We start from the raw sequence: 12,884 nt of genomic DNA, 5'->3' as shown, positions 1-12,884 counted from the left end.
CAGCGTTCTAGCCCACTGGCGCAGAATGACTGCGCGGCGCGGGCTACGCCTCGTCTTGCCGTAAAACAGCGCTTGGCGCGGACTCGTATGAAACCTCAACAGGCCCAAGCGGCGCAGCGCGTTTTGTTCGACATCCCGGCGAGCCAGCTCGGCCAGTTTCTCGATCGTCAGCAGCAGCTGCATCATCGTCTGGATACTCGTGCTGCCGTAATTGCGCAGCGGCGTGAAGGCGCCGTCCAGCAGGCTGGCGAAATCGGGCAGGTCCAACAAGAAACGTGGTGTGCCCTTGTCATCGACATGGGCCAGATCCGGCAGGCCCCGGGAGAGCACGTCGGCCAATGAGGCCGCGATACGGTTGATGCAGTCCATCGCGGTGTATGGATTATTCAACGCCGGCGAAAGCGCACGAACACCGACCTCGGCGACCTGATTGATCGCAAACAGGAGATCGTGATCGGTCAGGCGTTCATCGCCTACGACATACTGGCGCGCCACGGCAGCCCGTATGCTGTCGTCGATAACACCGCCGTGGATACGCGCCAGAGCGAGCCCGGCCACAACATGATCGCCGTAGGTGACGACAGACTCGATCACGATGTCGTGTTTTGCGGCCAGATCGCATAGTGCGGCCACGCCGATGACCTGTATGTAGCCCGCCTGAGGGCACACCACCTCGTCACGCGGCGTGCCCGTGGGCTGATAAGACATGCGGCGCTTGGACCTATCGTCACCGGCGGCGCGGGCGGGATAGACACGGGCGATCGCCGCATCGAACTCGCTACCCACGGCTTCCAGCACTTCGGGCGCGGCCACGAGCGAGGCCATGTGATGCGTGAAATAAATCAGCGTGCAGGTAGAGAAAATCGCCAGCACGAAACCCACTGTCAGCGATACGCCGGGCACGAACGTGTTGTCGGCGTCGTTGCCGACCATATGGAAAACCAGCAGACAGAACACAAACGTGGCCAGAAAGATACCGAGCACGGCCTGGTTCGCGCGATCCCGCATGAAGCTGCGGATCAATCGGTGGCCGAACTGGCTGGTGGCCAGTGTCAGCACCACCATCATCGTGGAGAAGACCACGGTGGCAATGGCAACCATTGCCCCGGTCAGCGTCTGTAGCAGACTGGCAGCGTTATTTACCCCGCCGCTGTAGAAAACAGCGGCAACGAATCCGCCGGTGATGCCGAGCTTATCGATAGCCAAGGTAAGCGCGAACAACGCCAGCCCGGCCGCCATCATCATCGACGGCAGATACCAGAAGCTGCTTCGTGCCAGCTCGACAAACTCGAAAAAACGGGCCCGCATGGCGATCTACCTGAGTGCTCTTCGCGCCGAGTTTAAAAGAGCGGACATAAAAAAGCCGTCGATTCGGTGACCGACGGCTTTGGACTCTCAGGCCCTGTCAGACCGTGGCATCCAGTGCCTTGGCGAAGATATCCACGCCTTCGTCGATCTGCTGCTGGGTGGCGATCAGCGGCGGCAGCCAGCGCACGACGTTCTTCTTGGGCCCGCAGCGCAGCAGCAACAGCCCATGGGCCTCACAAACCTTGACGATCCGGTCGGCGCGATCGCCGTCGGCCATGCCGTCGGTCTGGATCTCGCAGCCGATCATGAAACCCTTGCCGCGCACGTCGACCAGGCAATCGTGCTTGTCCTTGAGGCTTTCCAGGCGTTCTTTCAGATGTGCGCCCACGTCACGGGCGTTCTCGACCAGGCCTTCTTCCTCGATCACGTCCAGCGTGGCGAGTGCGGCGGCACAGGCCACGGCGTTGCCGCCGTAGGTGCCGCCCTGCGAGCCGGCCCAGCCTTTTTCCATGATGCCGCGCGGTGCGGCAAAACCGGACAGCGGGAAGCCCGATGCCAGCCCCTTGGCCGTCATGACGATATCCGGCTGCACGTCGTAATGGCTGTGTGACCAGAATTCACCGGTGCGGCCATAGCCCGCCTGGACTTCGTCCACGCCCAGCAGCATGTCGTGATGATCACAGCGCTCGCGCAGGCCCTGCATGAACTTGGTGCTGGCCGGCACGAAGCCGCCCTCGCCCTGAATCGGCTCGATGAAGCAGGCCGCGGTATCCCCCGGCGAGCTGTAGGTGTCGAGAATATAGTCCAGCTCGCGCAGACAGAACTCGGCGGCATCGTTTTCGTTCATGCCGTAACGAAAGGCATGCGGGAACGGCGCGATGGTCACGCCGCCCATGATCGGCTGCAGGCCGTCACGATAATAAGTGCCCGAGGTTGTCATGGACGCCGAGCCCATGGTCCGGCCGTGAAAACTGCCGTGAAAGACCACGATATTCGGTTTTCCGGTGGCCTGGCGGGCCAGGCGCAGTGCGGCCTCGGCGGCCTCGGTCCCGGCACTGGCATAGAAGATGGTGTCGATATCGCCGGGCATCTTTTCAGCCAGGCGGGCCGACAGATCCTGAATCGGCTTGTGCATGATCGTGGTGTACTGGCCGTGGATCAGCTTGCCGACCTGTTCCTGGGCCGCGGCCACCACCTTGGGGTGACAATGACCGGTGCTGGTCACGCCGATACCGGCGGTAAAGTCCAGATAGCGCTGGCCCTCGGTATCGATCAGATAACAGCCTTCGCCACGCTCGGCGTAGACATCGGTGGCCTGCTTCAGAAGCGGGGACAGATTACCGTGGCGCGTCGCCGTCATGGCTGTTCTCCTTGCCTGTCGTCTTTGGTTGCTGTGCGCTCGACACTAGACCTGTTACGAAGGCCCTGCAATGAATGGTTTCAGGCCTTCTCGAGTGCCGCAATCACGGCATCGCCGATGGTGTCCGTGGCCCGGCGCTGGTCGGCGTTGGCCGCCAGATCATCGGCCACGGCCTGCTTCAACCGCTGGCCGGCACGGGCGGCGGCTTCGTCGGCCTCGCCCATCCAGTCGAGCATCATGGCCGCGGTGAGCAGCATGGCGGCCGGGCCGGCCCTGTTCTGGCCGGCGATATCCGGCGCGCTGCCGTGCGTGGGCTCGAACATGGGCGGGCGCGTGCGATCACTCGGGTTCAGGTTGGCCGAGGGCGAAACCCCCATGCCGCCATTCAGCACCGCGGCCAGATCGGTCAGGATATCGCCGTGCAGGTTCGAGGCCACCACCACGTCAAACGCCCAGGGGTGAGAGACGAACTTCATGCAGGCCGCATCCACCAGTTCGTGATGGGTGGCGATATCCGGATAATCCTTGGCGATGGCCGCAAACATCTCGGTATACATATCGCCCCAGAACTTCTGGGCGTTGCGTTTTGTAACCAGACAGACCTGGGCCGCCTTGCCACCAAAATCACGCTCGCGGCCCTCGACCTTGCGCAGGGCCACGCGGGCACGCGCCTGTTCGAAAGCATGCCGGATGATGCGGTCGGTTGCCCGATGGGTGAATACCGCGGTCTGGGTCACCACCTCATTGGGCGTGCCCTGAGCCAGGCGCCCGCCCTGATTGACGTATTCGCCCTCGGAATTCTCGCGAATGACGAGCATGTCGATATCGTTGGCGCGCGGATCGGCCAGATACTGCAGCGCCCCGTCCAGGCGTCGCACCGGGCGCTCGCACACCCACTGGTCAAAGCCCTTGCGGATTTCCAACAGCGGCGCCAGCGAATCCGAGTCGGACAGCAGATAGCGGTTGGCGTCGTCGATCGGGCCGGGGTCGCCCAGCGCACCGAGCAGGATCGCGTCGTACCCGGCCAACTGCGCCAGATAATCCGCCGGCGCCGATTCACCGTGGGCCTTGTGCCAGGCATGCGAGGGCCACTCGAACGTGTCGTATTCGAGTGCCAGCCCGGGGTCGCTGGCCGCCAACGTATCCAGCGCACGCGTGGCCTGGGCGATTACTTCGGGGCCGATGCCGTCGCCGGGTAGAACCGCGACGCGCCAAGTCTTTTGAGTCGTCATGTCGCGACAGTATCACTGTGGCTGCGGCTTGCGAATGCCCGAATCGTCGTCTTGTAGCCGACTACCCGTCTGCAGCACGCACGACCGTGGCCAGCGACTCGTTACCCGCCACGTCGGGGGCGGAAGAAATCACGCAGGCGCGTAGCACTTTCTACTCCCTGCACCCCGCCCACATGCGCCACGCGATGGTTTAGACGCGGCTCGTCGAGTATCGAAAATATGGAATGCACCGCCCCCGCCCGAAAATCATCGGCCCCATAGACCACGCGGGAAATACGCGCATGCCCGATGGCCCCGGCACACATGGCACAGGGCTCGAGCGTGCAGTAAAGCGTGGCGCCGGGCAGACGATAGTTACCCACGGCCGCACAGGCCGCACGAATCGCCACGATCTCCGCGTGTGCCGTGGCATCACAGGCCGCGATCGGCTGATTGTGGCCGGCACCCAGCATTTCACCGTCACGCACGACAAGCGCGCCGACTGGCACCTCGCCTGCCGATGCTGCTGCATCGGCCAGGGCCAGGGCCCGGCGCATCCACGCGATATCGTCTTCGCACATGACAGGCGGTTCGGTGACAGTCATCCGGGCGAGCTTTACGGGATCAATAATCGTCATGATAACGGTGCCGATCGGCATCCACCGATGCGAACGCGCTCTTGGCCGATGGTCGCATGTTCACAATCGAACATCGGGCCTAGACTTTGCGCCGTTCGTTCATCGACGCCTGTTGTCTTGGCCGATTCATCGATCATCGATGCCGCTGTCTCCCCGCGCCAGGCGGCCATCGTCGCGCGTGTGCAACAGCACGGGTTCGTGGCCATCGAGGCACTGGCGCGCGAGTTCGATATCACGCCGCAGACCGTGCGCCGCGATATCAACGCGCTCTGTCGCCAGGGCCTGTTGCAGCGCTATCACGGCGGTGCCGGCCTGCCCCCGGCCACCGAAAACCTGGCCTACGAAACCCGAGAAGGCCTGCACGCCGAGGCCAAGCGACATATCGCAGAGCTGGCGGCCTCGCATATTCCGGATCATGCCGCCGTGGCGATTGGCCTGGGCACCACGGCACAGGCCGTAGGCACCGCGTTGAAGCATCACCGTGGCCTCAAGGTGGTCACGAACAACCTGCGCGTGGCCGCCACGCTATCGGCCGTCGAATCCAACGAGGTCATGCTCGCCGGCGGCCTCGTGCGGCCCCTGGATGCCGGTATCACCGGCGAGTCGGCCATCGAGTTCTTTCGCGGCTTTCGCGTGGACTACGCGGTAATCAGTATTTCCGGCATCGAAGCCGACGGCACCCTGCTGGATTTCGACTACCACGAGGTCCGTCTGCTGCAGGCGATCCTGGCGCACGCCCGCAAGCGTTATCTGCTGGTGGATGCCAGCAAATACGGGCGTCCCGCGCTGATTCGCGTGGCCAATATCGCCGAATTCGACGGCGTATTCACCGACGGCGCACCGACGGGCGTGCTGGCCGATGTTGTCGCGCGTGCCGGCGTGCCCGTTCACGTGACCTCGACGTGAAACAGCGACGACAAACGTTCTTACCCGCGCAGCGCGCGGTTTCTACGACTATCGGCGCAATTGCCAGTGTTCGTTTTCGAGCGTTAATGTCATCACCCGAACAATCAGCGGACGATTTTACGCGTCTCACCGATCGCGTCTGGGGGCGGGCATCGAGCCGTTACGCCGTGTGCGTGCCCGGCCGATGGCCGATACAACAAGGCCGATACAAAAAGGATTAAGCCGTGGGCATCATAGAAACGATTCTCGTGCACGAGATCGCGGGCACCGCCTTTCTGACTCTGCTGGGCTGCGGCGTGGTCGCCAATGCCTTGTTGGATAAAACCGGCGGCAACGGTGGCGGCCCGCTGATGATCTTTTTCGGTTGGGGGTTTGCCGTCTATGGCGGTGTCTGGGTGGCCTTTGATACAGGCGCGCACCTCAACCCGGCCGTCACCCTCGGTCTGCTGCTGGGCCCGGCCACCGAATATGCCGATGGCATCCCCATAAACGCCGCTACAACAACGGCTTACGTGGTTGCCGAAATGGTCGGTGGCTGGCTAGGTGCGATTGTGTGTTATCTCGCCTATAAGAAACAATATGATGAGGCACAAGACAGTGCGACCATTCTCGGCACGTTCTCGACCGGGCCGGAGATCCCGTCTTTTGGCTGGAACCTGGTCACTGAAATCATCGGCACCTTTGTACTGATTTTCATCATCATCATGTTCGGCAACACCCCGAACGAGCTTGGCCCACTGGCTGTGGCGTTACTGGTGGTTTCCATCGGCGCCTCGCTCGGCGGGCCCACGGGCTATGCCATCAACCCGGCACGTGATTTCGGCCCGCGGGTCGCGCATGCGATGCTACCGATCAAGAACAAGGGCCACAGCAACTGGCGATATGCTTGGGTGCCGATCGTCGGCCCGTTGATTGGCGGCTCGCTGGCCGCGCTGGCTGCCACTGTCTATTAAAGCCACGACTGAATTTATCTTGATGAAGGCCGCTTTTCATGAGTGACGACAAGAAATACGTATTGGCGATCGATCAGGGCACGACCAGCTCGCGCTCTATGCTGTTCGATCACGACGGCAAGGTCGCCGGTATCGCCCAGCGCGAGTTCGAGCAGATCTTCCCCCGCCCCGGCTGGGTCGAGCACAACCCGCGCGAAATCATGACCAGCGTGCTGACCACGCTCACCGAGCTGATCAACAACACCGGTGTGGATGTCGAGGAAATAGCCTCAATCGGCATCACCAACCAGCGCGAAACGACCGTGGTCTGGGACAAGAACACCGGCCAGCCGGTGTATAACGCCATCGTCTGGCAGTCGCGCCACTCCGCGGCCATCTGTGACGAGCTGCGCGAAGCCGGTCACGAAGACATGATCCGCGACAAGACCGGCCTGGTGATCGATGCCTATTTCTCCGGCACCAAGCTCAAGTGGATTTTCGACAACGTCGACGGCGCCAAGGAAAAAGCCGAAAACGGCGATCTGCTGTTCGGCACCATTGACACCTGGCTGGTCTGGAACCTCACTGGCGGCAAGGTTCACGTCACCGACGTCTCCAACGCCTCGCGCACCATGATGTTCAACATCCGCGAGCGGCAGTGGGATCCGGAGCTGCTGGAAATGTTCGGCGTGCCTGAATCCATGCTGCCGGAGGTCAAGTCCAACAGCGAGGTCTACGGGCATATCCAGCCGAAGTATTTCTTCGGCAACGAAATCCCCATTGCCGGCATGGCCGGTGACCAGCAGGCCGCGCTGTTTGGCCAGGCCTGCTTTAGCCCCGGCATGGCCAAGAACACCTACGGCACCGGCTGTTTCACGCTCATGAACACCGGCACCGAGGCCACAGCGTCCGAGAACGGCCTGCTCACGACCGTGGCCTGGGAAGTCGACGGTGAGATGGAATACGCCCTGGAAGGCGCGGTATTCGTGGCCGGCTCCGTCATCCAGTGGCTGCGCGACGGCCTGCGCATGCTCGGCAAATCCAGCGATTCCGAAGCCTACGCCGAACGCGCCGGCGACAACGACGGCGTTTATCTCGTACCCGCCTTCACCGGTCTGGGCGCGCCGTACTGGAACTCCAACGTCCGCGGCGCCATGTTCGGCCTGTCGCGCGGCACCAGCAAGGAAGTCTTCATCCGCGCGGCCATCGAATCACTGGCCTATCAAAGCGCCGATGTCCTGCTGGCCATGCAGGCCGACGCGGATCTGGAACTCAAGGAACTACGCGCCGACGGCGGCGCGATCGCCAACAACTTCCTGGCCCAGTTCCAGGCCGACATGCTCGGCACCGACCTCATCCGCAGCCAGGTCAACGAAACCACCGCACTGGGCGCGGCCTACCTGGCCGGCCTGGCCGTCGGCTTCTGGGAATCCAAGGAACAGATCACCGAACAATGGGCCATCGATCGCACCTTCTCGCCGAAAATGGACGAGAAGAAACGCGACGAACTCTACGGCGGCTGGAAAAAAGCCGTCGAGGCAACGATGGCGTTCCACGTCGAGTCGTAACGTTTAGAGCGACCGTATGAAAAAGCCCGATCGCGGTTTCGTGATCGGGCTTTTTATTGTCGGCTACCCCATGGCTGACGATGATCCATAGGCCACTCTTGAGCGTATTTCGCGCCCGAGCCAATCACCGACTGAAACGCGCCTGCACTTTGCGCAATCAGTTCGAAGTCGACAGTTGCTCGTGCGTCGTAACTGCAAGACGCGGAAACCAAACGAGCGGAACCGACAAGACCCGACCGCCGTTAGGCAAGAGCAATCGACATGACGTCGCTTCGGTTGATGCAACGCCGAGGCGTAAAGCCCCACGGCCTGCCAGAAGATGGGCCATCAACTCAAATGGTGCGTCTCCTGCAGCCCGTAAACCGGCATGGAAATACCCGCCATCCGTGCCTTCAACTGCAACGCCAGATAATGCGAGTAATGACGCGACTGGGCCAGGTTGCCGCCGTGGAACCACAGGTTGTCTTGTTGGGTGGGTTTCCACATGTTGCGTTGTTCGCCTTCCCACGGGCCCGGGTCTTTGGGGGTGTCGGAGCCCAGCCCCCAAACCTTGCCCACCTTGTCGGCGACGTCTTGTGAGATGAGATCAGCAGCCCAGCCGTTCATGGAGCCGTAGCCGGTGGCGTAGATGACGGCGTCGGCTTGGATTTCACGGCCGTCTTCGAGGACAACCTTGTTCTCGGTGAGTGCTTTGACCTGTGAGCCGCTTTCCAGCTTGATCCTGCCGTCGATGATGAGCTGTGAGGCGCCGACGTCAATGTAGTAGCCAGAGGCGCGGCGGAGATACTTCATGAACAGGCCGGAGTCGTCGGCCCCGAAGTCGAGCATGAAGCCGGCGTCTTCGAGTGCCTGGTAGAAATCGGCGTCTTCTTCGCGAATGGTATCGAAGGCCGGTTTTTGAAACTCGGGCGCCAGGCCGTAGGGGATCGAGGCGTTGATCAAGTCGGCTTTTTCGGTGGTGATGCCACGGGCTACGGCTTCTTCCGAGTAGAGCGGGCCGAGGGCGTGTTTCATCAACGAGTCGGACTTGGAAATATGCGTGGACGAGCGCTGGATCATGGTGACGTCCACGCCGTTCTCGGCTAGCGCGGCACAGATATCGTGGGCCGAGTTGTTTGAGCCCACGACGGCCACTTGCTTGCCGGCCATGTCGTCCGGGCCGCGGTGTTCCGAGGAGTGCTGCTGGATGCCGGTAAAGATATCCTGGCCCGGAAAGCCCGGCACGTTGGGCTTGGCCGACATGCCGGTGGCCAGCACGAGGTGTTTGGGTTGAAGCGTGACGCGCTCACCGTCGCGCTCGACGTCGACGGTCCAGGTTTGTGTCGTCTCGTCGTAGCTGGCCTGTTTTGCTTCGGTGGCGCCCCAGAAGTTCAGTTCCATAACCTTGGCGTACATTTCCAGCCAGTCGCCGATCTTGTCCTTGGGCGAAAAGACCGGCCAGTTATCGGGAAACTTGATATAAGGCAGATGGTCGTACCAGACCGGGTCGTGCAGGCACAGCGACTTGTAGCGCTTGCGCCAGGAGTCGCCCGGGCGGGCGTTCTTTTCGACGATGAGCGCGGGCACGCCGTGTTGGCGCAGCCGGGCGCCGAGCGCGATGCCGCCCTGCCCGCCGCCGATGATGAGCACGTAGGGCTGGGTGGTGATACCAAGCTCGGCTTGTTCGGCCTCACGTTCCTCGGCCCAGGTGGGCTCGCCTTGCTCGGCCCCGTGACGCGCGCCCATCGGCCGTGCATTACCCTTGGGTTCTTCGTGGCCCTTGAGCTCGTGCATGGCAGTGAGCAGGGTCCAGATCAGCCCGTCTTTTAACCGAACATAACCGTGGCCACGGGCGACGGCCGTATCGAAGGTGAAGAAGCCTTCGGTGATGCCCTTGGCGTGCGCGGCGTGTTCTTCGGCATCGACTGTCCAATCCGCCGGGACCACATCGGCCAGGCGTTGCTCGAGCATGTCGCGTATCTCGGGCTTGCCTTCGACGGTTTTGATGTTCCAGGTGAAGGTTAAAAGGTCTCGCCAATAGCAGTCGTCGGTGAACAGCTCCAGCGCATCGTCGATCTTGTGGTTGGCGAGCGCGCGGTTCAGCGCAGACAGGACGTTCTGAATCTTCGTGGCAGCGGCCGTATCGAGCATGACGTATTCCTCTCAAAGGCACGGAGTCATTCGACATTGGCACCGGCAAAACACGGCCGACACCCCGACAATAGTCGGTCGCCCGGCCTCGTGCGCCGCGGCTACAATCTCTAAACTAGCGCCAGAGACTTGCCAGAGATTCGCCAGAGATTCGCCAGAGACCCGCCATGGCCGACGTTCGTAATCCCGAGCGCCCTGCACGCAATCTTGAGCGGCCGGCGCCGCCCTTGCCGGTGCCGGCGATCGTGGCCGGGCTGGCCGCCCTGGGCCTGGCGGGCGTGCTCTTTGGGGGATACGGGCTGGCGCAGGGGCTGTTGTTCGTGATCGCGCTGGCCTTGGGTGTGGCGCTTTACCACGCCCGGTTCGGTTTCACCTCGGCGTTTCGCCAGATCATGGCCGTGGGCCAGGGGCAGACGCTTCGCGCGCATATGCTCATGCTCGCGGTGGCCAGCCTGTTGTTTGCCCCGCTACTGGCCGCGGGTACCACGATCTTTGGCGGGCCATTGACCGGTTATGTGTTTCCAGTGGGCCTGTCGGTTGCCTTTGGCGGGTTCATCTTCTGTATCGGCATGCAGCTGGGCGGGGCGTGTGCTTCGGGCTCGTTGTATACCGTGGGCTCGGGCCAGACCTCGATTCTGATCACGCTGGGCGGCTTCATCATCGGCTCGGTGTGGGGCGCGCATGATTTCGGTTTCTGGCTCCAGCCGGATTTCGTGTGGAAAACGGTTTCGCTGGCCGATACGGGGTTTGGCTATACCGGCGCGTTGGTCATGCAGGCGATTCTGATCGGCGCGATCGTGCTGGCCACGCTGGCCGTGGAGCGCCGGTTGAACCCGCCGCCGCGGGTGGGCCCGCCGAGTGCGGTGGGCCTTGCGCGGCTGGTGCGTGGCACTTGGCCCCTTTGGGTCGGGGCGTTGGTTCTGGCAGCACTCAATGCGGCCACCCTGGCGATCTCGGGCAAGCCCTGGGGCATCACGAGTGCATTCGCTCTGTGGGGCTCGAAATTGTTGGCTTTGACGGGCGTGGATGTCCAGAGCTGGTACTACTGGTCCGGTCACCATGCCGGTGGCCTGTCGGTGCCGATCCTGGCTGATCGCACTAGCGTGATGAATATCGGCATCATCTTCGGGGCGATGGCGGCCTCCGCATTGGGTGGTACCTTCGCCCTGGTCCGACGCATGCCATGGCGACTCGTCGCCGCGCGAATGATCGGCGGTATTTTGATGGGCTACGGGGCGCGTATCGCCTTTGGCTGCAATATCGGCGCTTATTTCGGCGGCATCGCCTCGTTCTCGTTGCACGGCTGGCTCTGGGGTGTGGTCGGTCTTGTCGGTACGATCATCGGTATCCGCCTGCGGCCCGTGTTCGGCATGGGCGTGCCCAAACTCACCGATAGCAGCTGCTGAGGCTTCATCATTACGGATTCACAGAAAAAGACGTTCACCGGGCGCTGTATCGTCATGGGCGTATCGGGCAGCGGCAAATCCGCGATCGGCGAGCGTATCGCCCAACGCGTGGGGGCTGCGTTTCTCGACGGTGATCGCTATCACCCGCGGGCCAATATCGAAAAGATGGCGCGCGGCGAGCCGTTGACCGACGACGACCGCGCCGGCTGGCTCGACGTTCTCGCCCAGCTGATTCGTGATTATCGCGATGACGAAATGACCGTGCTGATCGGGTGTTCGGCGCTCAAGCGCACGTATCGTGATCAGCTACGCCGCGGTGATCCCGCGCTGCAGTTCGTGTATCTGCATGGCAGCTACGAGGTGATCCTCGGGCGCATGCAGCAACGCGAGCATTTCTTCTCGCCGGCGATGCTACAGAGCCAGTTCGATACGCTGGAGGTGCCCGGCGCCGACGAGGCCCATCGCATCGATATCGATGCCGGTATCGATACCGTGGTCGATCGCAGCGTTGCCGCGCTGGAAAACAAATCATGAACGACGACGCCAAGTTCGAGATCGCTGTTCCGCTGGCCATGGAACTGGGCGAAGGCCCGGTCTGGCACGCCGATGAAGCGGCACTCTATTGGGTGGATATCAAGGGTTTTGCCGTGCATCGCCTGGTGCCGGCGACCGCTGCCCATACCGTCGTGGATTTCGATGAAGCGATCACCTGTGTGGTACCCGCCGCAGACGGCGGCTTCATCGCCGCTTGCCGCTCGGGCCTTTGGCAGTTGAACGGCCAGCTCACCAAGACAGCCCACATCAGCGCGGCCCCTTACGAGACGCGGCGCCATCGCTTCAACGACGGCGGCTGCGACCCGGCCGGGCGATTCTGGATCGGCGCGATGAACGAGGACGTCGATAAAGCCGATGCCGATCTGTATTGCTACGACGGCCAGGCCCTGGTCTCTCGTGTACCGGCCATGACGATCACTAACGGGCTGGCGTTTTCCCCTGACGGCGCGTGGCTGTATCACACCGATACGCCGACCCGCGTGATCCGGCGCCATGCCTTTGACGCGGCCACTGGGGAAATCGGCCCCGGCGAGCCCTGGATCGACTTGAACGCAATCGATCTGGAAGGTTATCCCGACGGTGCGGCCGTCGATGCCGACGGCCACTACTGGAGCGCGCTATTTGGCGGCGCGGCCGTTGCACGCTTCGACGAGCGCGGCCGGCTGGTGGCGCGCTATCCCATGGCCGCGTTGAACCCGACCATGCCCTGCTTTGGCGGCCCGGACCTTAAAACGCTGTATGTCACTACCGCGCGTGAAGACATGACGGCCAGCGACTTGGTCCGCTGGCCAGATTCCGGCGCCCTGCTGGCGATGGCCGTGGATACGCCGGGGCTGGTCAAATCCTCGTTTCGCCCGCTTACCTGAGCAT

General features: G+C 62.5%; 11 protein-coding genes. 6 read left to right on the top strand and 5 right to left on the bottom strand.

Annotated elements, in window-relative coordinates; all coding sequences use genetic code 11:
• From SAJA_RS09750 to tadA, 4 genes are all read right to left on the bottom strand, one after another.
• Positions 1–1,308, bottom strand: a 1,308-nt coding sequence (locus SAJA_RS09750; RefSeq protein ID WP_148070964.1) for a DUF2254 domain-containing protein, incomplete at its 3' end; no start/stop codon positions are given.
• Between the two features lie 97 nt (positions 1,309–1,405).
• Entirely contained in the window at positions 1,406–2,668 is a 1,263-nt protein-coding gene (locus tag SAJA_RS09745; protein WP_123658482.1) for an aspartate aminotransferase family protein, read from the bottom strand.
• 80 nt (positions 2,669–2,748) lie between these two features.
• Positions 2,749–3,900, bottom strand: coding sequence for an isocitrate/isopropylmalate dehydrogenase family protein (locus SAJA_RS09740; RefSeq protein WP_123658481.1), 1,152 nt, complete (start codon positions 3,898–3,900; stop codon positions 2,749–2,751).
• 101 nt (positions 3,901–4,001) lie between these two features.
• Positions 4,002–4,484 (bottom strand): tRNA adenosine(34) deaminase TadA, encoded by a 483-nt coding sequence (gene tadA / locus SAJA_RS09735; protein ID WP_123658480.1) that lies wholly within the window; start codon positions 4,482–4,484, stop codon positions 4,002–4,004.
• Between the two features lie 150 nt (positions 4,485–4,634).
• On the opposite strand from tadA, the gene SAJA_RS09730 reads away from it, so the two are divergent.
• The 3 genes from SAJA_RS09730 (at position 4,635) to glpK (ending at position 7,923) form a co-directional block, all read left to right on the top strand.
• Complete coding sequence (locus tag SAJA_RS09730; protein ID WP_245963279.1) at positions 4,635–5,423, top strand: DeoR/GlpR family DNA-binding transcription regulator; 789 nt, start codon at positions 4,635–4,637, stop codon at positions 5,421–5,423.
• Positions 5,424–5,656: 233 nt separating this feature from the next.
• The gene (locus tag SAJA_RS09725) at positions 5,657–6,376 is read left to right on the top strand and encodes an aquaporin (RefSeq protein ID WP_123658485.1); all 720 of its coding nucleotides are present in this window, start codon (positions 5,657–5,659) and stop codon (positions 6,374–6,376) included.
• Between the two features lie 38 nt (positions 6,377–6,414).
• Entirely contained in the window at positions 6,415–7,923 is a 1,509-nt protein-coding gene (gene glpK / locus SAJA_RS09720; protein ID WP_123658478.1) for a glycerol kinase GlpK, read from the top strand.
• Positions 7,924–8,250: 327 nt separating this feature from the next.
• Here the strand turns inward: glpK and SAJA_RS09715 are convergent, their stop codons facing one another.
• Complete coding sequence (locus SAJA_RS09715) at positions 8,251–10,053, bottom strand: NAD(P)/FAD-dependent oxidoreductase (protein WP_123658477.1); 1,803 nt, start codon at positions 10,051–10,053, stop codon at positions 8,251–8,253.
• A gap of 167 nt (positions 10,054–10,220) precedes the next feature.
• Here SAJA_RS09715 and SAJA_RS09710 point away from each other — a divergent pair, with 167 nt between their 5' ends.
• The 3 genes from SAJA_RS09710 to SAJA_RS09700 are packed head-to-tail and all read left to right on the top strand — an operon-like array spanning position 10,221 to position 12,880.
• Positions 10,221–11,459, top strand: a complete 1,239-nt coding sequence (locus tag SAJA_RS09710; protein WP_123658476.1) for a YeeE/YedE family protein — start codon at positions 10,221–10,223, stop codon at positions 11,457–11,459.
• A 54-nt stretch (positions 11,460–11,513) separates the two neighbouring features.
• On the top strand, positions 11,514–11,993 hold the full coding sequence (locus SAJA_RS09705) for a gluconokinase (RefSeq protein WP_123658475.1): 480 nt from the start codon (positions 11,514–11,516) through the stop codon (positions 11,991–11,993).
• Entirely contained in the window at positions 11,990–12,880 is an 891-nt protein-coding gene (locus SAJA_RS09700) for an SMP-30/gluconolactonase/LRE family protein (RefSeq protein WP_123658474.1), read from the top strand. Before SAJA_RS09705 ends, SAJA_RS09700 begins: the two co-directional genes overlap by 4 nt.
• The last annotated feature ends 4 nt before the right edge of the window (positions 12,881–12,884 follow it).

The organism is Salinisphaera japonica YTM-1 (assembly GCF_003788585.1).
GTDB lineage: Bacteria > Pseudomonadota > Gammaproteobacteria > Nevskiales > Salinisphaeraceae > Salinisphaera > Salinisphaera japonica.
This window is presented reverse-complemented; position numbering and strand designations above follow the sequence as displayed.

Coding starts and splice junctions, on each gene's coding strand:
- SAJA_RS09745 (WP_123658482.1), bottom strand. CDS start 2,668: ATGACGGCGACGCGCCACGGTAATCTGTCCCCGCTTCTGAAGCAGGCC.
- SAJA_RS09740 (WP_123658481.1), bottom strand. CDS start 3,900: ATGACGACTCAAAAGACTTGGCGCGTCGCGGTTCTACCCGGCGACGGC.
- tadA (WP_123658480.1), bottom strand. CDS start 4,484: ATGACTGTCACCGAACCGCCTGTCATGTGCGAAGACGATATCGCGTGG.
- glpK (WP_123658478.1), top strand. CDS start 6,415: ATGAGTGACGACAAGAAATACGTATTGGCGATCGATCAGGGCACGACC.
- SAJA_RS09715 (WP_123658477.1), bottom strand. CDS start 10,053: ATGCTCGATACGGCCGCTGCCACGAAGATTCAGAACGTCCTGTCTGCG.
- SAJA_RS09710 (WP_123658476.1), top strand. CDS start 10,221: ATGGCCGACGTTCGTAATCCCGAGCGCCCTGCACGCAATCTTGAGCGG.
- SAJA_RS09705 (WP_123658475.1), top strand. CDS start 11,514: ATGGGCGTATCGGGCAGCGGCAAATCCGCGATCGGCGAGCGTATCGCC.
- SAJA_RS09700 (WP_123658474.1), top strand. CDS start 11,990: ATGAACGACGACGCCAAGTTCGAGATCGCTGTTCCGCTGGCCATGGAA.